The sequence below is a fragment of the Oscillibacter sp. MSJ-31 genome (assembly GCF_018918025.1).
Taxonomy (GTDB): Bacteria; Bacillota; Clostridia; order Oscillospirales; family Oscillospiraceae; genus Hominicoprocola.
Window position 1 is genome coordinate 69,919 of sequence record NZ_JAHLPT010000008.1, and the last position, 23,047, is coordinate 92,965.

Annotated in this window: 22 protein-coding genes, 1 tRNA gene, 1 pseudogene and 1 riboswitch; of the genes and pseudogenes, 7 read left to right on the forward strand and 17 right to left on the reverse strand. The window is 61.3% G+C overall.

Annotation, left to right across the window (positions count from 1 at the left end):
• Window positions 1-13: 13 nt before the first annotated feature.
• From KQI17_RS07520 to KQI17_RS07560, 9 genes are all read right to left on the reverse strand, one after another.
• Entirely contained in the window at window positions 14-556 is a 543-nt protein-coding gene (locus KQI17_RS07520) for a hypothetical protein (protein ID WP_216495568.1), read from the reverse strand.
• Window positions 553-1,173, reverse strand: a complete 621-nt coding sequence (locus tag KQI17_RS07525; protein WP_216495569.1) for a hypothetical protein — start codon at window positions 1,171-1,173, stop codon at window positions 553-555. Before KQI17_RS07525 ends, KQI17_RS07520 begins: the two co-directional genes overlap by 4 nt.
• On the reverse strand, window positions 1,170-2,189 hold the full coding sequence (gene pilM / locus KQI17_RS07530) for a pilus assembly protein PilM (RefSeq protein WP_216495570.1): 1,020 nt from the start codon (window positions 2,187-2,189) through the stop codon (window positions 1,170-1,172). The genes KQI17_RS07525 and pilM overlap by 4 nt, the downstream gene beginning before the upstream one ends.
• Before the next feature lie 38 nt (window positions 2,190-2,227).
• A complete protein-coding gene (locus tag KQI17_RS07535) occupies window positions 2,228-3,019 on the reverse strand; it encodes an A24 family peptidase (RefSeq protein ID WP_216495571.1) in 792 nt (263 codons plus the stop codon).
• A gap of 186 nt (window positions 3,020-3,205) precedes the next feature.
• Window positions 3,206-3,598 carry a prepilin-type N-terminal cleavage/methylation domain-containing protein gene (locus tag KQI17_RS07540; RefSeq protein ID WP_216495572.1) on the reverse strand — a complete coding sequence of 131 codons (393 nt, stop codon included), beginning with the start codon at window positions 3,596-3,598 and terminating at the stop codon, window positions 3,206-3,208.
• A 70-nt stretch (window positions 3,599-3,668) separates the two neighbouring features.
• Window positions 3,669-4,877 (reverse strand): type II secretion system F family protein, encoded by a 1,209-nt coding sequence (locus KQI17_RS07545; RefSeq protein ID WP_216495573.1) that lies wholly within the window; start codon window positions 4,875-4,877, stop codon window positions 3,669-3,671.
• A gap of 35 nt (window positions 4,878-4,912) precedes the next feature.
• A complete protein-coding gene (locus KQI17_RS07550) occupies window positions 4,913-6,607 on the reverse strand; it encodes a GspE/PulE family protein (RefSeq protein WP_216495574.1) in 1,695 nt (564 codons plus the stop codon).
• Between the two features lie 74 nt (window positions 6,608-6,681).
• A riboswitch (cyclic di-GMP riboswitch) is annotated at window positions 6,682-6,780 on the reverse strand.
• A gap of 132 nt (window positions 6,781-6,912) precedes the next feature.
• Entirely contained in the window at window positions 6,913-8,280 is a 1,368-nt protein-coding gene (gene rlmD, locus KQI17_RS07555) for a 23S rRNA (uracil(1939)-C(5))-methyltransferase RlmD (protein ID WP_216495575.1), read from the reverse strand.
• Between the two features lie 50 nt (window positions 8,281-8,330).
• A complete protein-coding gene (locus KQI17_RS07560) occupies window positions 8,331-9,923 on the reverse strand; it encodes an MBL fold metallo-hydrolase RNA specificity domain-containing protein (RefSeq protein ID WP_216495576.1) in 1,593 nt (530 codons plus the stop codon).
• Between the two features lie 238 nt (window positions 9,924-10,161).
• On the opposite strand from KQI17_RS07560, the gene secA reads away from it, so the two are divergent.
• From secA to KQI17_RS07585, 5 genes are all read left to right on the forward strand, one after another.
• Window positions 10,162-12,894 (forward strand): preprotein translocase subunit SecA, encoded by a 2,733-nt coding sequence (gene secA / locus KQI17_RS07565; protein ID WP_216495577.1) that lies wholly within the window; start codon window positions 10,162-10,164, stop codon window positions 12,892-12,894.
• A gap of 615 nt (window positions 12,895-13,509) precedes the next feature.
• Window positions 13,510-13,854 (forward strand): hypothetical protein, encoded by a 345-nt coding sequence (locus tag KQI17_RS07570; RefSeq protein WP_216495578.1) that lies wholly within the window; start codon window positions 13,510-13,512, stop codon window positions 13,852-13,854.
• Window positions 13,855-13,890: 36 nt separating this feature from the next.
• A complete protein-coding gene (locus KQI17_RS07575) occupies window positions 13,891-14,307 on the forward strand; it encodes a hypothetical protein (protein ID WP_216495579.1) in 417 nt (138 codons plus the stop codon).
• A 76-nt stretch (window positions 14,308-14,383) separates the two neighbouring features.
• The gene (pgeF, locus tag KQI17_RS07580) at window positions 14,384-15,202 is read left to right on the forward strand and encodes a peptidoglycan editing factor PgeF (RefSeq protein WP_216495580.1); all 819 of its coding nucleotides are present in this window, start codon (window positions 14,384-14,386) and stop codon (window positions 15,200-15,202) included.
• The gene (locus KQI17_RS07585) at window positions 15,199-16,734 is read left to right on the forward strand and encodes an ABC transporter substrate-binding protein (RefSeq protein ID WP_216495581.1); all 1,536 of its coding nucleotides are present in this window, start codon (window positions 15,199-15,201) and stop codon (window positions 16,732-16,734) included. Before pgeF ends, KQI17_RS07585 begins: the two co-directional genes overlap by 4 nt.
• Before the next feature lie 85 nt (window positions 16,735-16,819).
• Here the strand turns inward: KQI17_RS07585 and lexA are convergent, their stop codons facing one another.
• A complete protein-coding gene (gene lexA / locus KQI17_RS07590; RefSeq protein WP_022018010.1) occupies window positions 16,820-17,482 on the reverse strand; it encodes a transcriptional repressor LexA in 663 nt (220 codons plus the stop codon).
• A 168-nt stretch (window positions 17,483-17,650) separates the two neighbouring features.
• Between lexA and KQI17_RS07595 the strand changes: the two genes are divergently transcribed.
• Together KQI17_RS07595 and KQI17_RS07600 are read left to right on the forward strand one after the other, a co-directional pair.
• Window positions 17,651-18,463, forward strand: a complete 813-nt coding sequence (locus KQI17_RS07595; RefSeq protein WP_216495582.1) for a MoxR family ATPase — start codon at window positions 17,651-17,653, stop codon at window positions 18,461-18,463.
• 4 nt (window positions 18,464-18,467) lie between these two features.
• A complete protein-coding gene (locus tag KQI17_RS07600) occupies window positions 18,468-19,667 on the forward strand; it encodes a VWA domain-containing protein (RefSeq protein WP_216495583.1) in 1,200 nt (399 codons plus the stop codon).
• A 121-nt stretch (window positions 19,668-19,788) separates the two neighbouring features.
• On the opposite strand, the gene KQI17_RS07605 is transcribed toward KQI17_RS07600, so the two are convergent.
• From KQI17_RS07605 to KQI17_RS13610, 7 genes and pseudogenes are all read right to left on the reverse strand, one after another.
• On the reverse strand, window positions 19,789-20,049 hold the full coding sequence (locus KQI17_RS07605; RefSeq protein WP_216495584.1) for a hypothetical protein: 261 nt from the start codon (window positions 20,047-20,049) through the stop codon (window positions 19,789-19,791).
• Window positions 20,050-20,093: 44 nt separating this feature from the next.
• Window positions 20,094-20,297 (reverse strand): sodium/glutamate symporter, encoded by a 204-nt coding sequence (locus KQI17_RS07610; RefSeq protein ID WP_216495585.1) that lies wholly within the window; start codon window positions 20,295-20,297, stop codon window positions 20,094-20,096.
• A 308-nt stretch (window positions 20,298-20,605) separates the two neighbouring features.
• A complete protein-coding gene (locus KQI17_RS07615; protein ID WP_022019241.1) occupies window positions 20,606-20,890 on the reverse strand; it encodes a hypothetical protein in 285 nt (94 codons plus the stop codon).
• Between the two features lie 175 nt (window positions 20,891-21,065).
• Complete coding sequence (locus KQI17_RS07620) at window positions 21,066-21,911, reverse strand: hypothetical protein (RefSeq protein ID WP_216495586.1); 846 nt, start codon at window positions 21,909-21,911, stop codon at window positions 21,066-21,068.
• Between the two features lie 91 nt (window positions 21,912-22,002).
• A complete protein-coding gene (locus KQI17_RS07625; RefSeq protein ID WP_022019242.1) occupies window positions 22,003-22,248 on the reverse strand; it encodes an IreB family regulatory phosphoprotein in 246 nt (81 codons plus the stop codon).
• Between the two features lie 341 nt (window positions 22,249-22,589).
• Window positions 22,590-22,674 (reverse strand) — tRNA-Leu (locus KQI17_RS07630).
• A gap of 254 nt (window positions 22,675-22,928) precedes the next feature.
• A pseudogene (locus tag KQI17_RS13610) lies at window positions 22,929-23,047 on the reverse strand (IS200/IS605 family transposase); the annotation flags it as partial.

Sequence of the window (23,047 nt, forward strand, 5' to 3'; positions counted from 1 at the left end):
GCTCCTCTGTGCGTTACGGCGCAACCTCGAAATAGGTCACCGTCAGCACGGTCTGATAGCCCTGTCCGCCGCCGCTCCGTTCGTCGCGGCGGATGCTCAGGTCGGATATCCGGTTGATGTTGTCGCTCGCGCTGAGGCGGTCAATGATCGCGCGCGACTGCTCGTAGGTGCTCGTGCGGTAGGTCATGGAGACGGGACGCAGGACGATATAGCCCTGCTGCGTCGTGCCGTCGCCGAAATCGAGGGAGTATTCCCCCGTGCCCGCGAGCAGGCCGCGCAGCTCGCGCAGCAGCGCCTCGCTGTTGTTGAAGCGCGGGATCGCCTTGCTGCCGCCGGCGGCGCGGATATCCGCGAGCGCCTGCTCCATCTTTTCCATCTGCGCCAGCCTGACCGCGTTCTGCTCCAGCGCAAGCTGCTCCTGCGCCGTGTCCTCGCGGCAGCGCGCGATGCGGTCGCTGACCGGCTCGTAGAGGAGCTTGAAGTAGCCGAGCACCATCACGAGCACGATCAGGATGAGCAGCAGCACCTTTTCCCGCAGGGTCAATTCACGGTTCATTCCGCCGCCTCCCCTCTCAGCACGATGTGCAGCGTACACTTCATCACGTCGGCGGGGCGGTCCTTCTCCGTTTCGGCAAGCTCCAGCCCGACCGACTCCACGATGCTCGACGCCTTCACGGCGCTGAGCGCCTCGGCGATGCGGTCAAGGTCCGTTTCGTTCAGCTCGACGTCCACGCGGTCGCCCTGTGCCTGCAGGGCGCTGAGCGTGCCGTAGGGCATCACCGTGCGCTCGATCAGGTCGAGCATTTCCGTGCGCTCCACGGCAAAGTTGAGGTCGGAGTCCTCGCCGTCCTCCATCCACTCCATCGAATAGGTACGGTACTCCGAGAGCACCTCGTCAAAGTGCGAGAGCTTCTCCTGCGCGGCGCGGTTCTCCTGCTGCGCCTGCGCATACGCGCTCTGCGCGTCGGCGAGCCGGTCGTAGAGGTCGAGGACGCCGAACTTGGCGACCGCCAGCGCAAGCACGGTGATGCACAGCGCGCCGATAAGCAGCGTGAGCACCGTGCCTGTGCGCTTTTCGTGCAGATTGAGGTTGATGCCCGTTTTCTGCGGGCAGCGGACCGGACGGCGGGGCGTGTTCGCGCGGGCCGTTTTCTTCTCCTTCTCCGCGATCATGCCAGTCCCCCCTTGATGCCCTCGCTCACACCGCCGATGGCACGCAGATACGTCCACGGCTCCTCGGTCGAAAGCTGCTGCGAGAGCAGCTCGGAGACCGGATGGAGTGTGAGCCTCGTCGTTTCGACGATGGTGCGCAGCATCGGCTCGATGCCGCCGCCACCGCCGCAGATGTAGAGGTCGTGCAGCTCGCGGTCGCGGTTGTTGTAGTTGTAGAAATTGACCGCCTTCATGATCTCGACCGCCAGACGGCTGTACGCCTCGCGGGCATAGTCCGCCTCAAGCACGCCGTTGTAGTCGCTGCGCATATAGCTGTGCGCCAAATGGATGTCCACGCCGCAGTGCTCGGCGATCTGCTCGTCGATCAGCCTGCCGCCGACGTCGATCTCACGGCGGCTGTCGAACGTCGCGCCGTGGTAGATGTAGAGGTGCGTGCTACGGTGTCCGATGGAGACGATGCAGCGGTCCTTATCGTCATCCTCCGCGCCCATGCGCCTGAGGTATGCGCCCAGTACCGCGCCGTAGGCGCACTCGGTGACGGTGAGCACGCGCAGGCGAAAGCCCGCGCGGTGCAGCATCGCGCGGTAGCCCTCCACCGTGGTCTTGAGAATGGCGCAGGCGAAGAGCTCCATTTCCTTCGGATACCCCGTCTCGTCGTTCACGATGCGGCGCACGGCGTAGTCGAAGAAATATTTGCTCTTCTCCTCCGTCAGAAAGTCGCGGAACTCATAGGGCAGGTTGTAGAAAAGCTGCTGCTCGGTCATGGCGGGCAGGGTGATGACGCGGGTGTAGACCTCGCTCGCTGGCACGACCAGCGCGGCGTTCGTCAGCGGGATGCCGTTTCCCTTTGCCGCGTCGTGCAGGAAGTCCGCCATCGCGTCCATCGAGAGGATGCGCCCGCCGGACACCATCGCGTCGGGCAGCTCCAGCTTTGCGGTCCTTTTCAGCTCGCGGCCCACAAAACAGGCCATTTTTACGCTGTTTTCACCGATGTCAAGGCCAACGATCTTGTTCATGCTCATTCTCCTTTCAGCGGAGTGCTGCGAAACGCGCCTTATAAAAGGCTCAGATACCAACGGATAAACGGCTCGCCCGCGAGCGCCGTGACCCACGCGCCGAGCGCGATGGACGGTCCCCACGGGATCGGCGCGCCCTGCTCCCCGCCGCGCCGGGCGGCGAGCAGGCCGAAGACGATGCCGAAGATGCAGGCTAAGATCAGGCAGAGGAGGTTGCCCTTCCAGCCGAAAAACAGTCCGGTGACGAACAGCAGCTTCAAATCACCGCCGCCCATCGCCTCGCGCCCCATGCGCTTTTCCAGCACCGTGACGACCGCCAGCAGGCCGAGCGCCACGCCGAGGCCGCCGAGCAGCCCGTCCGCGAGCCGTCCGAGCGGCGCAGGCGCAAAAAAGAGGGACGCGATAAAAAGCACAAGACCGGCCGCTAAAAAGCGGTCGGGAATGATGTACCCCTCCAGGTCCGCGAAGGAGCAGGCGAGCAGAATGCTTGCCAGAAGCCACGCTTCGAGAAGCCGGAGCGAAATATCATAATGCAGCAGGAGCGACACGAACACCGCCGCGCCCATCACCTCGCCCCACACATGGCGGCTCGAGAGCTTCGCGCCGCAGTAGCGGCACCTCCCGCCGGAGGCGAGATAGCTCACGATCGGAACGAGGTCCCGCGCGCCGAGCACATGGCCGCACGCGTCGCAGTGCGACCGCCCGCGCAGCACACTCTCGCCGTGGACCACGCGCCACGCCATGCAGTTCAGGAAGCTCGCCATACACGCGCCGAAAACGGCGGCGAGCGCGCAGCAGTATACGGTGAGGAAGGGGGTGAGATGGAGCATCGCGAAATTCCTCCTTGGAATAGGTTTCCTTCGTGGGGGATGGCCGCCGACCCTCGGCCACCCCCTTATTTCTTAGCATAGCGCCGAAGATGAGCCCTCTGCAGAATCGGCTCATCCAAGAAGGAAGGGGGCGTTCCCACGCCGGAGCGTGCGCTCCGGCGCGGGCTCAGAAATTTTTAGAAAAAGTTACTTGACTTCAATCTTAGTAACCTTGCCATCTGCAACGGTATAAGTAACACTTTTATTGGCTTCCCAAGCATCAACAGAAATGCCCGCAATTTCAGTGGCCGCAGCAGGCTTACCCTGAGTCTTATAGGCATTAGTAGTCGGGTCCGTTGTTACCACAGACCCATCTTTTTTAAGGTAATAAGTGCCAGCAGCACCATCTTCTGTCAGGATCTGGACCTGAACTGCGGCATAACCGGAACGGATATTTGCCGTATCAGCAGCGACCTTGGACTTATTCAGAGCGCTGTTGAAGGTAGGGATGGCGATGGCGACGAGAATCGCGATGATCGCGACGACGATCAGCATTTCCATGAGGGTGAAGCCCTTTTTGTTGGTGAGTTTCTTGAGCATAATAATTTCTCCTTTTCCGTTTCTTTCTATATCGTCCCGCGCGGGGTGGTCGCGCGGAAATGATAACGCATCAGATGCTGCCGTACATACTGAACATCGGCATGTAGACCGCCAGCAGCAGCACGACCACGATGACCGCGAGCACGATGGTGATGACCGGCTCGAGCACGCTGAGCAGCCGCGTGCTCTGCGTTTCGACCTCGCTGTCGAAGTAATTGCCGATGACGTCGAGCGTCTGCGGCAGCGAGCCCGCGCGCTCGCCCACGCCCACCATCTCGGTGAGCATCTTGGGGAAGCACTCTACGCCCGCCATGCTCTCGGCAATGCCGCGGCCGCGCTCCACGTTCTCCTTCACCTTGCGCACACCGAGGGAAAAGAGGTAGTTGCCCACGACCTGGCTGGTGACGTCCAGCGCACGCGGCACGCCGAGCCCGGCGGTGAGCATGGTGGACATGGTATTGGCGAAGCGGCCCGCCGCGCTCATGCTGCGCAGCCGCCGCAGCGGCGCGCGCTCGATGGCGTAGGACGCCAGCACGAGCTTGCCGCGCTCGGTGCGCTTGAAGGCGAGATAGGCGATGACAAGCGCCGCCCCGATGAGCAGCAGCAGCCACCACCAGCGGTTGAAAAAGCCGCTCACGGCCATCAGCGCCTTCGTCACGCCCGGCAGCTCGCCCTCGCCGAGGTCGGCAAAGGCGTCGGTAAAGGCCGGCACGGCGACGGCGATGATGATGATAAACACGATGATGGCGACCACAATGACCATCACGGGATAGGTCATTGCGCTGATGATCTTCGCGCGGGTCTTGGCGGCGCGTTCGTAGTATCGGTGCAGGCGGTCGAAGCACAGCGCGAGCGTGCCGGACTCCTCGCCCGCGCGCACGGTCTCGATGAACGTGGCGGGCAGATAAGGGGCGTTGCTCTCAAAGCTCTGCGCGAGGGAATAGCCCGCGCCGACCTCCTCCGCCACCTTTTCCAGCATCCTGCGCGTGTACTTATTGCGTGTCTGAGAGGCGACCATCTCCACGCAGCGCATCACGCTCAGCCCCGAGGTGAGAATGATGGAAAACTGCGAGCAGAGCAGCGCCAGCTCCTTGTCCTTGAGCCGGAAGCCGATGGGCTTATCCAGCGCGTTCCCGCGCTCCTTCACCGGCTCGATCTTGGTGATGAAGGCACAGGTGTCGCGCAGCTTGGCGACGGCCTCGAACTCGTCGTAGGCGCGCACCACACCGCTCACCCTTGCGCCGCTGAGCGACTGGCCCTTGTACTTGTAGGTCGTCAAGCCGATTCACCCGCCTTTTTCTTTGGTCATTCCGTTCAGCTCTCGATGGTGGAGCTGATGGTGCGGGCGGCCTCCTCAGCCGTCGTTTCGCCGCGCAGCACCAGGTCGCGGCAGCGCTCGCGCATGGTGGTGAAGCCATGCCTGCGAGCCTCGTCGGCAAGCTCGTCCGCGCTCGCGCCAGCGTTGATGAGGCGGCGCAGCGGCGCGTCGAGCATCAGGATCTCGAACACGGCGCGGCGGCCGGTGTAGCCGGTGTGATGGCAGTCCGGGCAGCCCGCGCCCTTGTAGAACACGAGGTCCGGTGCGTCGTCCAGCCCCAGCAGGGCCAGCTCGTCGCTCGCGGGATGATAGGGTCTTTTGCAGTGCGGACAGATGCGGCGCACAAGCCGCTGCGACACCACGCCGCGCAGCGCGCCGGAGATCAGCCACGGCTCCACGCCGATGTCGCGCAGACGGTCGACCGCGGAGGGGGCGTCGTTGGTGTGCAGGGTCGAGAGCACCAGATGGCCGGTGATCGCCGCGCGCATGGCGATGCTCGCGGTCTCGCCGTCGCGGATCTCTCCGACGGAGATGATGTCGGGGTCCTGGCGCAGAATGGCGCGCAGACCGCCGGCAAAGGTCATGCCGGTCTTTTCGTTGATCTGGCACTGGCTGACGCCGGGGATGTAATATTCCACAGGGTCCTCGAGCGTGACGATGTTCACTTCCTCGCGCGCGAGGTCGCGGAGCATCACGCACATCGTCGTGGATTTGCCGGAGCCCGTGGGGCCGACCAGCAGGATCACGCCGCTCGGGTTCTTGAGCAGCGTCCGATAATACTCAAGGTCTTCCCCCTCCAGGCCGATGGCATCGCGGGAGAGGAGCTGCGAGGTCTTGTTGAGCAGGCGCAGCACGATCTTCTCGCCGTACACCGTCGGCATCGAGGAGATGCGCAGGTCGATCTCGCTGCCCTTCACGCGCAGCATGGCGTGGCCGTCCTGCGGGACCTTGCGCTCGGCAATGTCCATGCCGCCCATGATCTTCAGGCGGGAAATGACGGCGCTCTGCAGCTCGGCCGGCACGGTCAGAACGCGGCGGAGCAGGCCGTCGATACGCATACGCACCACCATCTCGCCTTCCTGCGGCTCGAGATGGATATCGCTCGCGCGCTCGGTAAAGGCGCGCTCGATGAGGGAGTTGACAAAGCGGATGGTGGGCGCGCCCTCGCTGCTGTCGCTGTCCTTCGCGAGCTGCGCGGGCACGATATCCGGCCCGGCGGAGCCTGCCTCGCGCTTCATCTCTTCAATGACGCGGGCGGTGCCCTCGCTGCCATAGAGGCGGCTGATGGCCTGCTCGGTCGCGCGGTGCGTGGCGATCATCGGGATCACGCGCTTGCGCGAGGCGGCCTTGACCTCCTCCTGCGCGATGAAGTCCAGCGGATCGCTCATCGCGAGGTAGAGGGTGTCGCGCACCAGCTTCACAGGCACCACGCAGTATTTCTTCGCCAGCGTGCGCGGCACATATTTCGCCAGCTCCACCGGAATGGAGACCGCCGTGAGATCGACGAACTCCACACCGAGCTGTATTTTCAGCGCCTCGATGAGCTGCTGCTCGGTGATGATGCCGCTCTGCACCAGCACGTCGCCCAGACGCTCCTTACTTTCCTTTTGCAGTTCCAGCGCCCGCTCAAGCTGCTCGTGCGAGATCACGCCCGAGGACAGCAGCAGATCGCCCAGCCGCATATATGCCATAGGGATTCACCTCAGGATCAATAAATGGGGCCGCCGCAGGGGGCCGGCGGCAAAAAAAGACTGACCGCAGCAAATGGTGCGGCCAGTCTGTCATGTGAACCTTTTTCAAGGGTGTTCATTTAGACACTATAGCTTTGCGTCCCGGCCTTTCGACCGGTTTGCCAACAGGATGAACTTGCGGAGCCATGTAAAGGCTCCGTTAAGAAAATGCCATCAAGCAAAAGGCATAATAACTCATATTTCGACATTTGTCAAGCATAAATCTACAATTTTTCCATCTTTTTCTTATGCATTTTGCTTATTTTTTAATTGTCAGGTCCTTGGTCATCCTCCCGCCTTTTGAGCAGCGCCACCGTCTCCACATGATCGGCGCGGGGGAAGAGGTCGACCGCGCAGGCGCGCACGGCGCGATAGCCGAGGGCGGCGAAGCGCCCCACATCGCGCGCCATCGTCGCGCTGTCGCAGGAGACATACACCACGCGCTCCGGCTGCATCCGCGCGATGCTTTCCACCACGTCCTCCGCCAGCCCCTTGCGCGGCGGATCGACCGTGATGACGTCGGGCCGCAGATTCTCCTGCGCAAGTTTTTTTGCCACGTCGGAGGCGTCGCCGCAGAAGAATTCGGCGTTTTCCACACCGCTGCGCGCGGCGTTCTCCCGCGCGTCGTCGATGGCCTCCGGCACGATCTCCGCGCCGAGGACGCGCTTCGCGTGGGACGCGAGCGCAAGCGTGATGGTCCCCGCGCCGCAGTAGAGGTCGAGCACCGTCTCCTCACCCGTGAGCTGCGCATACTCGATGGCCTTGGCGTAGAGCCGCTCGGCCTGTTCGCGGTTGACCTGATAGAACGACGGCACGCTCAGCCGGAACACTCTCCCGCAGAGCACATCCTCCAGCCGGTCGGCCCCCCAAAGCGTGCGGTAGCGCTCGCCGAGGATCACATTGTCCCGCCGCGTGTTCTCGCCGAGCACGATGCCCACCGCCTTCGGGCAGGCGCGGCGCAGTCGCTCGACCAGCTCCGCCTCATGCGGCAGTCGCTTGCCGTTCACCAGCAGGCAGATCAGACACTCGCCCCTTGTGTTCGAGCGGACATAGACATGGCGCAGAAGGCCGCGCCCCGTCCGCTCGTCGTAGCCCGCCGCACGGAAATCGCGCATATACTGCCGCACGGCCTCCGCCGCGGCGTCGGCCTCCGGCTTCACCAGCAGACATTCCCGCGTGCCGATGACCTCGTGCGTGCGGGCGCGGTAGAAGCCGATCCTCCCGTCCGGCGAGACGGGATACTGCGCCTTGTTGCGGTAGCGCCGCATCTCCGCCGCGCCGAGGATCTCCTCCACCTCGACCTCGCTCCCACCGATGCGCGCAAGATTATCCTGCACGCGCCGGCGCTTGAGGGCAAGTTCCTCGGCATAGTCCATGTGGCGGTAGGTACAGCCGCCGCAGCGCGGAAAGTACGGGCAGTCCGGCGCGATGCGGTGCGGCGACGGCGCAAGCACCTCGAGCACCTTGGCAAAGGCCGCGGACTTCAGCACCTTCAGAATAAGAATACGGCAGACCTCGCCGCGCAGCGCGCCGGACACAAAGACGACAAAGCCGTCGATGCGCGCGACGCCCGCGCCCTCGCCCGAATAGCCCTCGACGATAACGGTGTATTCCTGATTTTTCGTGACAGCCATAGTGTTTTCCCCGAAAAAGGGCGCGGAGCCCCGCGCCCTTTCCTTCTATTTTATTGGAAGCGGTCGATGAGCGCAGTGATCTGGCCGGTAAAGGCGGCGATCTCCTTGTTCGAGCGGCCCTTGAAGCGGCGGATGAGCGCAAGCAGCGACTCGCCCGCGGCAAGGAGCTTGCCGTAGAGGTTGTCCGCGCGGCTGGCCTGCATCGTGCGCTTGCGCTCGGAAATGTAGCCCTCGCTGAGCATCACGCCGGCGGCGAGGTCGTAGCTCTCGGTGAACTTCGCCGCGTGAGCGGAGAAGCCGAGGGAGCACAGCTCGTCCGCGAACAAGGGCGCCACGTCCGCGTCGCCGTGGACGACAAAGACGTGCGCGGGCTTCGGATCGAACGCCTTGATCCACTCGATCAGATGGTCGTGGTCGGCGTGGGAGGAAAGGCCCTGGAAGTTCACGACCTTCGCCTTGACGGCGATCTCCTCGCCGAAGAGCTTCACGCTCTCCGCGCCGTCGAGCAGCTTGCGGCCCAGCGTGCCGGGCGACTGGAAGCCGACGAACACCACCGCGCTGTTCGCGCGCCAGAGGTTGTGCTTGAGATGGTGGCGGATGCGCCCCGCGTCGCACATACCGGAGGCAGAAATGATGATCTTGGGTGTTTTGTCGAGGTTGAGCATTCTGGATTCCTCGGTCGTCTCGACCAAATGCAGGTTCGGGAACGAGAACATATGCGTGCCGTCCTTCACCAGCTCGAGCGCGGCCTCGTCCAGATAACCGTGCAGGTCGCCGCAGAACACCGTGGTCGCCGCCTTGGCGAGCGGCGAATCGATATAGACCGGGAAATCGGGCACGGACTTCACGAGCCCCTGATCCTTGATCTCACGGATGAAGTACAAAAGCTCCTGCGTGCGGCCCACGGCGAAGGACGGGATGACGACGTTGCCGCCCTTGCCGAGCGTCTCGTCGATGATCTCCGCCAGCTCGTCGGTGTAGCTCCACACCTCGGTGTGGTTGCGGTCGCCGTAGGTGGACTCCATCACCACATAGTCCGCCCTCTTCAAAAGCTGCGGGTCGCGGATGATGGGCTGGTCGACGTTGCCGATATCGCCGGAGAAAACGAGCGTCTTGTGCACGCCGCCCTCGTCAAGCTCGAGCGTGATGCTCGCGCTGCCGAGCAGGTGGCCCGCGTCGGTGAACACCGCCGTCACGCCCTCGCACAGCTCGACCGTCTGACCGTACTCGCAGACGGTGAGGAACTTAAAGACATTCATCGCGTCCTCGGCGGTGTAGAGCGGCTCGACCGGCTCGCGGCCCGCGCGCTGACCCTTGCGGTTCTGATACTCGGCGTCGCTCTCCTGAATGTGGGCGGAGTCGAGCAGCATGATGTGCATGAGGTCCGCCGTCAGGCGGGTGGTCAGGATGCGGCCCGTGAAGCCGCGTTTGACCAGCAGCGGGATGCGGCCCGTGTGGTCGATGTGCGCGTGGGTGACGAGCAGGATGTCGATGTCGCCGGGGTTGAAGGCGAACATGGCGTTGTCCAGCTCGTCGCGCCCCTGCTGTAAGCCGCAGTCCACCAGGATGCGCTTGCCGTTGATCTCCAGGCAGTGGCACGAACCGGTCACGCAGCGGTCCGCGCCGTAAAAATACAGTTTCATCGTAAGATCCTCCGTTGTCTTTCGCTGTGGGTCTCTTGCTTTGTGGTTTCTCTATCTTAACACACGCCGCCCCCGCTTGCAAGGCGCACAGGCGTCATATTGTGCGGAAATTTACCGTCCGTTCACATTCCCGCGCATTTTTCCTTTGCATATCCGGACAGGGCGTGCTATACTATAGAAGTATTTTTATGCTTTTTTGCAAAAGTATTTCGATTTTCCGTGAAAGGAAGTTTTTGATATGGGACTGATCACCAAGCTCTTCGGCACCTACTCCGAGCGGGAGCTCAAGAGCATTTATCCGATCGTCGATAAGATCGAGGCGATGGCGGACGAGTACCGCGCCCTGACGGACGAGGAGCTGCGCGCCAAGACGCCGGAATTCAAGGCGCGGCTCGCCAACGGCGAAACGCTCGACGACATTCTGCCCGAAGCCTTCGCCGCCGTGCGCGAGGCCGCGGGCCGCGTGCTCGGGCTTTATCCCTACCGCGTGCAGCTCATCGGCGGCATCGTGCTCCATCAGGGGCGCATCGCCGAGATGAAGACCGGCGAGGGCAAAACGCTCGTCGCCACTCTCCCCGCTTACCTCAACGCGCTCACCGGAAACGGCGTGCACATCGTCACCGTGAACGACTACCTTGCCAAGCGCGACAGCGAGTGGATGGGCAAGGTGCACCGCTTCCTCGGTCTGAGTGTGGGCCTGATCGTCCATGACCTCACGAGCGACGAGCGCCGCGCGGCCTACGCCGCCGACATCACCTACGGCACCAACAATGAGATGGGCTTCGACTACCTACGCGACAACATGGCGCTCTTCTCCTCCGAGCTGGTGCAGCGCGGCCACGCCTTCGCCATCGTGGACGAGGTGGACTCCATCCTCATCGACGAGGCGCGCACGCCGCTCATCATCTCCGGCATCGGGCAGAAGTCCACGGAGATGTACAGCCGCACCGAGGCTCTCGTCGCCCGCTTCCGCAAGAAGGTCATCGCGGAGACGGACGAAAAGGAGGAAGAGGACGTCAACGTTGACGCCGACTACATCGTGGACGAAAAGGCCAAGACCGCGACGCTCACCGCCCGCGGCATCGCCAAGGCCGAGCAGTATTTCGAGATCGAGAACCTCTCCGATCCCGAGAACTCCACCATCGCCCACCACATCAATCAGGCCATCAAGGCGCACGGCACGATGAAGCGCGACATCGACTACGTCGTCAAGGACGGTGAGGTCGTCATCGTCGACGAGTTCACGGGCCGACTGATGTTCGGCCGCCGCTACAGCGAGGGTCTGCATCAGGCCATCGAGGCCAAGGAGCACGTCACCGTCGCCCGCGAGAGCAAGACGCTCGCGACCATCACCTTCCAGAATTACTTCCGCCTTTACAAGAAGCTCTCCGGTATGACCGGTACGGCGCTGACCGAGGAGGAGGAATTCGGCACCATCTACAACCTCGACATCATCGAGATCCCCACCAACCGCCCCATCGCGCGTATCGACGATCCCGACGTGGTGTACAAGACCGAGGCGGCAAAGTACCGCGCGGTCATCGCGCAGGTCAAGGAATGCCACGCCAAGGGCCAGCCCGTGCTGGTCGGCACGGTGTCCATCGAGAAGAACGAGCATCTGTCCTATCTGCTCTCCCGCGAGGGCATCAAGCATAACCTGCTCAACGCGAAGAACCACGAGAAGGAAGCCGAGATCGTCGCGCAGGCCGGTAAGCTCGGCGCGGTGACGGTCGCCACCAACATGGCGGGTCGCGGCACCGATATCATGCTCGGCGGCAACGCCGAATACATGGCCAAGAACGACCTGCGCAAGGCCGGGCTCTCCGATGAGCTGATCGCCGAGGCGACCGGCTACGCCGAGACCGACGATCAGGAGATCCTCGACGCCCGCGCGCTGTTCGCCGAAGCGCTCGCCAGGCACAAGGCCGAGATCGCGGGCGAGGCCGACCGCGTGCGCGAGGCCGGCGGTCTGTTCATCATCGGCACCGAGCGCCACGACTCCCGCCGCATCGACAATCAGCTCCGCGGCCGTGCCGGCCGTCAGGGCGACCCGGGCGAGACGCGCTTCTACCTCTCGCTCGAGGACGATCTGCTGCGCCTGTTCGGCGGCGAGCGCATCACAAACCTCATGGACCGCATGAACCTCGACGAGGACACGCCCATCGAGAACAAGATGCTCTCGAAGTCCATCGAGAACGCGCAGACCAGCGTCGAGTCCCGCAACTTCCAGTCCCGTAAGGCGACGCTTGAATACGACGACGTGATGAACAAGCAGCGCGAGATCATCTACGGGCAGCGCAAGCAGGTGCTCGACGGCCGCAACCTCAAGGATACCATCTTCGGCATGATCCGCAGCGGCATTTCCAATCAGGTCACGCTCCACTCCGGCGAGCACGGTAAGCTCGACGAGGACGGCGTGCGCGAGATCCTCGGCAGCCTCGAGGGTATGTACTTCCCGCGCGGCATGGTCGCCGAAACGCCCGCTGAGCTCGCCGCCATGGGCGAGGACGAGCTGACGGAGCTGTTCTTCAACGCCGCCGTCACCACCTACGAGCGCAAGGAGGAGGCCGTCACCTCCCCCATCATGCGCGAGCTTGAGCGCGTGGTGCTGCTGCGCGTGGTCGACGAATACTGGATGGACCATATCGACGCCATGCAGGAGCTGCGTCAGGGCATCCGCCTGCGCGCCTACGCGCAGGTCAACCCCATCGACGCCTACAAGAAGGAATCCCTCGAAATGTTCGAGGAGATGATCTCCGCCATTCAGGACGAGACTGTGCGCCGCATCTTTTCCGCCCGCATCAAGAGCGAGGCCGAGGTCAAGCGCGAGCGCGTGGCCGAGGGCATCGTCGCCACCACCGCGGGCGACGGCAGCGTGAAAAAGCAGCCGCGCAAGGTGCAGAAGATCGGCCGCAACGACCCCTGCCCCTGCGGCAGCGGAAAAAAGTATAAGCAGTGCTGCGGACGGTAACGGACGCAGCCTGCTGATACGCGGCATACGAGCGGTTGCCGCGTCAGCGGCGAGCGAGCTGCCATCCGGCATTTTTTGCGCTGCGCGGCAGCGCGGAAAATAAGCAGTGCTGCGGACGGTAACGGACGCAACCTGCTGATACATGGCACACGAGCGGTTGCCGCGCCAGCGGCGAGCGAGCTGCCATCCGGCATTTTTTGCGCTGCACAGCAGCGCGGAAAATAAGCAGTGCTGCGGACGGTAACGGACGCAGCCTGCTGATACGCGGCATACGAGCGGTTGCCGCGTCAGCGGCGAGCGAGCTGCCATCCGGCATTTTTTGCGCTGCGCGGCAGCGCGGAAAATAAGCAGTGCTGCGGACGGTAAAAACAAAAGGGGGTATTCTCTTTCCGAAAGAGAATACCCCCTTTGAAACCCCAAGAGAACGCAAGGGGCGCCGCCCCTTGACCCTCGATCTGCCGATGTCATATTACCTGTCGGCAACGGTATGCACATGTTTTTTTGAAACGATCTGACCTACTTCTCTTTCCGCTCAGCCGCTCCTGCGGTGGGATGGGGCAAGAGGACGTCACGCAAATAAATCCGCATCGGTCATGCACACAGGGGGCGCTGAATATGGTCGAGTCAAAAATCTACATTGGGCTGAACGATCTGTCGACGAACACACAGCTCTTTGAAAACGAAAAGTATATCAGGGTGCTTCGTAATGTATGCTATTCCTACAAAGTGCCTTTTTCCTTTCAGGTGCAGGAGGGCGGGTATATTTACGAAAGCGGAGAATACGCCCGGGAGAACAGTCTGGTCCTCACCCTGATCGACGTTAACAAAACCGTTGTGAAGGATATCGCCAAGGACCTGTGCGCTTTCTTCCATCAGGAGTCCGTTCTGGTCACCGAAAGTCATCTGCAGGCACATTTCGTTCGCGAAACATTGGAATGCGGCGGTGAGGAAACCCTGTGAGGTGATCGGGCAAGTCAGGATCATTGGAGGGTATGAATGAATCAGCAAGGGATTTTCAAAAAGTGGCTTTGGGCCGGAGTAATGGGAATTTTAACCATTCTGCTCTGCCTGATCGTTTCCGATGATTTATTGGGACTAAATTCCCCTCCCGCACGGAGTCAGACCGGGCATTATGTTTTCTGGGTAAGCCTGATCGGTTTGCCGTTGTTATTTTACAAGTTCGTTTCTTGGCGGTATACATTGCTGAACATCCCCCTTTATTTTTTGCTCTACTTTCCCGCCTATGAGCTGTGCGGCCTTAAACATACCCATTTATTTCTCCAAACAGGTGGATTTATCAGTTTTCCGGTATGGTTCGGAGCAGCATTGGTCACTGCCTGTTTTTGGGGGATACAAAGCCTTGTATATCTGATCTGCCATATCGCTTTTCATTTATTGAAAAAGCAGCAATAGCTTTCCATTCACCGCAGCTCCGCCGCGCCGTGCGCGGCAAATTTCCCCGCGCCGCAGGCGCGAAAGGAGGTCCCTTATGTCCTTTACCGAGCACAACGTCAACGGCGTGATCTTCGACACCGCCGGCACGCTCTCCGTCGGCGGCGTGCGCCACGCCTTCACCACCCGTCACGGCGGCGTGAGTCCCGCGCCGTTCGACTCGCTCAACCTTGCGAGCAACCGCGGCGACCGTGAGGAGAACATCCTCGAAAACTACCGCCGCCTCGGCGCCGCCGTCGGCTTCGACGCCTCGCGCGCCGTCGGCTGCCGCCAGATCCACTCCGACCTCGTGCGCGTCGCGCGGGAGGAGGACGCCGGCAAGCTCCGCTGGGACGAGCGGCCCTACGACGCCGACGCGCTCATCACAAACGTGCCGAACCTACCGCTCTTTGCCTACGGCACGGACTGCTGCATGATCACGGTCTACGACCCGACCTCGCGCTCCATCGCCGCCATCCACGCCGGCTGGCGCGGCACGGCAAGCGGCATTGTGCTCAAGGCGCTCGTCACGATGATGAGCCTTTACGGCGCGGACCCCTACACGACGCGCGCGGCCATCGGCCCCGCCATCGGCAAGTGCTGCTTTGAGACCGACGGCGACGTGGCGGATGCCTTCCATGAGCTCATGGACCCCGCCGTGGACGAGCGCATCGAGCGCCGCGGCGACAAGTACCACATCGACCTCAAATCCATCAACCGTCTGTGGCTGCTGCGCAGCGGACTGGACCCCTCGCGCATCGACGTACACCCCGACTGCACCAAATGCCGCCCCGATCGCTACTGGTCGCACCGCGGCATGGGCGGCGAGCGCGGCGGCATGGCGGCGGTCATCGTCCTGACGGAGGACGCCCTGTGACGCGGCGGCTGACGGCGCTCGCGCTCGCGCTGGTCCTCGCGCTCTCGCTGACCGGCTGCTGGGAGGCGGAGCCGGAGCCGGACGACTTCTGGAACGATGACCTGTCCTCCCCGTCGGAGGAGGAACCGCGGCGCGAGCCGGCGCAGATCTCCGACTTCACCCTGCCCTATCTCTCGGGCCAGACCTTTGACCCCGTGACCTGCATCGACGGCGTGCAGCAGACCGTCGGCGCGCTGCTCTACGAGCCGCTCTTCACGCTCGACAATTCCTTTGCGCCGCAGCCGGTGCTGTGCGAGCACAGCAGCTGCGACGCCCAGGCGCTGACGTGGACCTTCGCGCTGCGCAGCGCAGTCTTTTCCGACGGCACGGCCCTCACCGCGAACGACGTGCTCGCGGCCTACCGCCGCGCGGCGGAGTCCGCGCGCTACGGCGCGCGCTTAGCGAACGTCGCCTCGATGAAGGCGCAGGACGCGCATACGCTGATCGTCACGCTGACGCAAGCAAACGGCAGCTTCCCCGCCCTGCTGGACATTCCCATCGTCAAGGCCGGCACGGAGAACGACCTCGTTCCGCTCGGCACCGGCCCCTACGTCTACACAACGGCAGCCGACGGCGCGGCGCTGACCGCAAATCCCCATTGGCAAGGCAGCTCTCTGCCGCTCGAGCGCATCGCGCTTGCCGCGGTCAAGGACAACGACACCGCGCTGAGCCGGTTCGCCTCCCGCAGCGTCCACTTCCTCTGCCTCGATCCGACCGGCACCGGCGCACGGACGGTCGGCGGCGCGGTGGAGTCCACCGACGTCCCGACCGCGGCAATGCAGTACCTCGGCTTCAACCTGAGCCGCACTCCGCTCAACGACGCCGCGGTGCGCCGCACGATGAGCGGCGTGATCGACCGCGGCACGCTTGTCTCCTCCCTGCTCTCCGGGCACGGCACGGCGGCGCAGCTTCCCATCGCGCCGCAGGACGCGGACTATCCGAAGACATACGAGTACCGCACCACGGCGGAGGAGTACGCCGCCGCGCTGGAGACTGCCGGCGTGACCGCCTCGCGCCCGCGCAGCCTGACGCTGCTGGTGAACAAGGAGAATGCCTTCCGATGCGCAGTCGCCGAAAGCCTCTGCGCCCAGCTCACGACCGCCGCGCTGACGGTCACGGTGCGCGAATTGCCGTGGGGGGAATACGCCGCCGCGCTGGAGGCCGGCAGCTTCGACCTCTACCTCGGCGAGGTGCGCCTGACCGCCGACTGGGACGTGAGCGCACTGCTCGACGCCGACGGCGCGATGAACTACGGTGGCTTTGCGAGCGAGCAGCTCTCCGCCCAGAACGACGCGCTCCTGCTCGGCGGGAACGCCTCTGCCGCACGGTACGCCGAGGGCTTTGTCGAGGAAACGCCCTTTGCGCCGCTGCTCTTCAAGTCCAAAACGGTGCTCACGCCCTCCGGTCTCGTGGACGGCATGACCCCGACCGCCTCCGATCCGTTTTACGGCTTCGCGGATTGGCGCTTCCACCTCTCCGGCTCGGAGAGCTGAGCGCTTCTCCCAACAATAAAAAAGCGTTCCGCGGCCTGCTTTCGGTCGCGAAACGCTTTTTCAATATACAGGGTCGGTTTCCGGCTCAATACTGGCGCACAACGGCAACGACCTTGCCGAGCACCTCGCACTCCCGCCCGTCAATGGGCTGGTAGTCGGGGTTCGCGGGCAGGAGCCAGATCTCGCCGTTCTGCTTCTTGAAGGTCTTGACCGTGGCCTCGTCCCCGATGAGGGCGACGACGATCTCCCCGTTGTTGGCGGTCTGCTGGCGGCGGACGACGACCAGATCGTCCGGCAGGATGCCGACGCCCAGCATGGACTCGCCGCGCACGCGCAGGGCAAAGAACTCGCCGCTGCGGCTGCCGGTATCAAAGGTCAGGTAATCCTCCACGCACTCCTGCGCAAGGATGGGGCTGCCGGCGGCGACGTTGCCGACGATGGGGATGCGGTTCTCCCGCGCGTCCCGCTCCTCCATGAAGTCAACGGCGTTCGACGGCGCCGCAGGGGCGGCGGGCACGGCAGGCGCGGTCTGCGCCTCGCCCTTGAGCCGGATGGCGCGGCCCTTGCCGGCGTCATGCTCCAGATAGCCCTTTTTCTCCAGATTCAGGATATGAAAATGCGCGGTGGACGGGGACTTGAAATTCAGCTCTGCGCAGATCTCGCGCACAGAGGGCGGATAGCCCCACTTGGTCATGAATTGGGCGATGTAATCGTAGACCTTCTGCTGCATTTTGGTCAGTTTTTTCATGGTCCGCTGCCTCCTTATCGGATTCTTTTCTGTATTATAGCACAGCAGCTTCAGGAATGCAACGACCGTTTGAGTGTTTTTTAGCATTTTTTCTCCCCCGCTCCGCATTGACACCGGCGGCGCGGCTATGTAAAATAGGATCAAACTTTTATGTAACGAGGTATTTCTATGTCTGTTTCCTTCCGCGGGACCGAAAACTACGTCGCCTCGCCCGAGCTGATGGGCGCGGTGGACATCGCCGTGGCGCTGCAAAAGCCGCTGCTCATCAAGGGCGAGCCCGGCACGGGCAAGACCATGCTGGCGCAGGCCGTCGCCGACGCGCTGGGCAAGAAGCTCATCATCTGGAACGTGAAATCCACCACCAAGGCGCAGGACGGTCTGTACGTCTACGACGTCGTCCAGCGTCTCTACGACAGCCAGTTCGGCTCCGCCGGCGTGGATGACATCGCAAAATACATCAAGCTCGGCAAGCTCGGCGAGGCATTCTCCTCCGACGAGCAGGTGGTGCTGCTCATCGACGAGGTGGACAAGGCCGATCTTGAGTTCCCCAACGACCTCCTTTGGGAGCTGGACAAGATGGAGTTCTACATTCCCGAAACAAAGGAAACGGTCAAGGCAAAGCAGCGCCCCATCGTCATCATCACGTCCAACGCGGAAAAGGAGCTGCCCGACGCCTTCCTGCGCCGCTGCATCTTCCACTACATCGCCTTCCCCACGCAGGAGCAGATGGAGAAGATCATCCGCGTCCACTTTGACAAGCTCGACGAAGCGCTGCTCGCGCAGGCGATGCAGGCCTTCTATTGGCTGCGCTCGATCGACAGCATCGAGAAAAAGCCCTCCACGAGCGAGCTGGTGGACTGGCTCCGCGCGCTCCAGCTCGGCGGCGTCGATCCCGCGCGCATCGCAAAGGACATTCCCTTTGCCGGCGTACTGCTCAAAAAGGGCAAGGACATCACGGCGATGCAGCGCCGGATGCGGTAAGCCCATGTTTGTCGGATTTTTCTACCTTCTGCGTCAGCGCGGCTTCGGCGTTTCGCTCAACGAGTGGATGACGCTCATGGAGGGGCTGCTGCTCGGGCTGCACCGCTCGACGCTGACGGGCTTTTACGACCTCTGCCGCGCCGTGCTCGTCAAGAGCGAGGCGGACTACGACAAGTTTGACGCCGCGTTTTTGGAGTATTTCAAGGACGTGCCCTTCCCCGAGGAGCTGCTGCCGGACGAGTTGATGGACTGGCTCAACCACCCGAAAAACGCGCTTGAGGAGTTCCGCGCCTTTCTGCGCGAGCAGGGCTATGCGGAAAAGAGCATCGACGAGATTCTCAAGATGTTTGAAGAACGCCTCCGCGAACAGACCGAGGAGCACAACGGCGGCTCGTACTGGATCGGCACGGGCGGCTACTCCAACTTCGGCAACGCCGGCCACAGCCCGCAGGGCATCCGCGTCGGCGGCGAGAGCATCTACCGCCGCGTCTTTCAGGTCGCGGGAGAGCGAAAGTACCGCGATTTCCGCCGCGACAATACGCTCGACATCCGCCAGTTCCAGATGGCTTTCCGCCTGCTGCGGCAGTATTCCGACCAGTCGCTCGGCGACAAGACGGAGTTCGACGTGGACGGCACCATCCGCGACACCTGCGACAACGCGGGCACGCTCAAGGTGCGCTACAAGCGCCCGCGGCGCAACACCGTCAAGGTGCTGATGCTGATGGACTCCGGCGGCTCGATGAGCTACTACTCTCAGCTCTGCTCGATGCTCTTCCAGGCGGCGCGGCAGTCCAACCACTTCAAGGAGCTGCACGTCTACTACTTCCACAACTGCGTCTACTCGCGCGTCTACACCGACCCGCGGATGTACCGCGAGCACGGCGTTTCGACCGAGTGGCTGCTGAAGAATTTCGGCAGCGAGTACAAGGTCATTTTTGTCGGCGACGCGCTGATGGATATGTACGAGCTGACGGAAAAGCGTTACGACTATTTCGCCGGCAGCGGCTCGCTCTCCGGCATGGACTGGCTCAAGCGCTTCAAAGAACAGTACGACCATCTCATCTGGCTCAATCCCGAAGAGCCGCCGCGCTACGGCGGCTATTGGGGTCAGAGCTACGGCCACATCGCGCGGCTCATTGATATGTACCCGCTGAGCGTGGATGGGCTCGAGCGCAGCATGAAAAAGCTGCTGGTAAACAAATAACACCGCAAAAGGGACCGTTCTCTTCCGCAGAGAACGGTCCCTTCAGTCTATTTGGGGCAGCGGGGCCTGACCGCGGGGCTTTTCCGTCCCATCCGCCCTCCGCCGGAAACGGGCCGGGCGATCACCCGTGATAGTCGCCGGTCGCGGAATCGACCGTGACAAAGGGAACGATCTCGCCATCGATCTCCACATAGACCTGATAAACACCGTCGCCCAGATCCTCATAGTGATGCGGCGTGACGCCGTAATTTTCCAGCAAGCTCTTTTCAAACCCGGCTACGTCCCACGCGGCGTCATCGCCGCTGTCGGCATCCCGCAGCCCCGCCGAGCGCATGATGGCTTCCACGGGCTCGACCGGCTCGCTGCCCCAGGTGATCTCCACCTCCGCGCACCCGGCGTCGTCCAGCAGCTCCCGCGCTTCATCGGTCAGCAGCTTTTGATAGGCATGGACGCGATGCCGGCGGAGTAGAGAATGCAGTTGAGAATGGAAAAGCACAGTCCGCCGACCAGCGGAGCGGGGATACAATATCGGTTGAGCAGTCTCACCTTGTCGGTGATGATCCCGCCCATCCAGAACAGGAAAGCGCCTAAAGCAACTGCGTGGTACATATTTAACTCGATTGTCAGCATAACGATTTCTCCTTTTTCTTGTTCCGATCCGGCACGGAGCAGCCACACACCACTCTGCCCCGCACCCTTTCTGCACACAGTCTAATGTGCAGTGTGGTGCGGGAAATGTCGAATCGCGTCGAACCCTTCATTTTCCGCATTTCCAACGATAAAAAACATTCAAAAATGTAACTTTTGACCGTTTAATCTCTATAAAATCGTTATATATTCCATAAATTATCAATAATTTGCTTAGATTTTGCAAAGAAAAACGCAGCAGTCCGGCTTTGGAAGCCGGACTGCTGCGTTTTGTTTCGATCAAAGCAGGCTCACATCTTGCCGCTCAGGGCGCGCTCGAGCCAGATGGTGGCAAACTCCATGGCCTCGGCCATGCTGCCCTTCTCCGTGGAGCGGACCACGCGGTCGCGCGAGCGGAGGTTGGGGTCGGTGAGCTGGAGCTGGATGGACACGCGCTTGGCGAGCTTGAGGTCCTTCACGTCCTCGGTGTCAAGCACCTGCATCATGATGATATACTTATCCGCCATCGAGCCGTAGTAGACCAGATTGTCCACGCGGCGCAGCGGATGACCGCGGTAAACGAGATTCTCAGCCATATTGAAACACTCCTCACTTTAATTCCGATTCCTGCTCATTCTACCATCGCCCGCGCCGCTTGTCAACCAAACGTCACAAAAGGTTATGTAAGATTTCGTGTATTCTGTTCGATAACAGGCGATGCGAATTCGACAGCGAATATGAACTCGGAGTACCTTTCCATTTCGCTTTCCTTCAGTCTCCGGTCGGATCTTCGGGATAAGGCGCAGCCCAAGAAAGTCCCTGAAGCACTTTCCAGTTGTCATCTTTGTTATCGATCACAAAATGGAAGTCTTCGTATCCATCGGCCGATATCGTTTTACCGTTAAAAGACAACAGGACCTCGTAAGTCCGGAAATCCGACACCGTTACAAGCTCAACCGGGATAGCATCGCTATACTTCGCAATAAGATCGACACGCTTGCTTGCAATATTTTCAGCGCTCTCGCCTTCCGTCAAGAAAAGATCGGCATAGGAAGTCCCCTCTTGTGCCGCAACAGCTTCCCAATACCCATACAGGATCTTTTCGTATTCCTCTTTATCAACAAACTCACCCGTCGACTTCACCCGATACCCCAAATCTCCATCTGCAGGCTCGATCTCCTTCAAGGTATATGAAACATTATCCCATGCGTTAGCTCCGAACTGCTCAACGACCAAATCATGCTGCTGCACTGCAATTGATGCACAGTACTCAGCCTTCTTTTTTTCCGCAGCAATATCATTTCCGGCCACCGGAAAAAGATAGCCGCTTTGCTCCGCCTCATCCAAATCGATCATGGATGATCCCATCGGCAAGGTCCCCATTCCCGGCGATTCGCATAGGAAATTCATATTTTCTCTTGCCGTCCGAGCGCTGCTCGCCTTTGACAGATAGTTAATATACGCACCGACAAGCGTATCCTTTTCCGTATAGACATCGATGTCTTTGCTCTGCGTGTAAGCAGCCCAAACACCGACTGCCAGCAAAACGCCTGCAATGCAAAGAAGAAAAGTCGGGCATCGCATGGTGCGTCCATTGCATAATACAATTTTCTTCATTTCAATCCCTCCTCAAATCCGAAAAACTGTGCAAAATGCCCCGGGAGCCTTTTTTCGACCCTCGGGGTATTTCAAAACAGCGGAAAAATTTTTACTGGCTCAGGTAGCTGCGCAGAAGGACCTGCAGCAGCTCGTCGCGATCCAGCTTGCGGATCAGCGTGCGCGCCTGCCGGTGGTTGGTGATGTAGGTGGGGTCCTCCGAAAGGATGTAGCCCACGAGCTGATTGATGGGGTTATAGCCCTTCTCCTCCAGCGCGGTGTACACGCTCGTCAGGATGTGGTGGATCTCCTCGTCCTTTTCCTTCGCGGCGTTGAATTTGCGGGTATAGTCTTCCATTCGGTCTCCCCTCCTTCCACTTGCCAGTATACCCCAATTTTTTGCAAAGTAAAGGGGTTTTGGGCATCTGTAACAAAACCGTAATATGTTGCTGTAGTGCGGTAAAGCGAGCGTGAGTCCCGCTCCGTCGGCCATGATGCAGCAGTATGGACGCCGACCGAACCGGACTCCCACACGGCGGGGCGGCGCGGGTGCGCCGTCACAAGTATTTTGCGCAGCAAAATCCTGGCGCAGGGGCAATTCACTTGCTCCGGGCATGTTCGATCCCCTTGGGGTTGAGCGGCCACAGGGAGCGGAACCCAAAAATAAGACCATCTGCCTTTGGCAGATGGTCTTATTTTTGGTGCGGGCATGGGGACTCGAACCCCAACGCCGTAAAGCACGAGAACCTAAATCTCGCATGTCTGCCAATTTCATCATGCCCGCATAGCAATGCTATTCTACCACAGCCCCGCGCGGGGAGCAAGCAGAAAATTGCAGTCCGCTTTTTGAAGGCTGCGGGGACGAGGAAACGGCGCATTTTTTTATTTTGTCCTGCGTTTGCATAATCATAACCACCAGTAAACTGGTGGTTTGGTCTGCCCCTAAAAGGGGCTATTACGACCGTAGCCCCTGAAAGGGGCGTTGAAGGTTTGACACCGCATTACCATTTCAGGCAGCCGCTTCAAGCGGCTGTCTTTTTATGCCTTCTTATTCTTGTCACCCGTAAACGGGTCTGCATATTCTTTGATGCTGATCTGATCCGCAGCGTAATCCTCCTCAAGTTGATTTCGGATATACTCCGCTATGATCTTTTTGT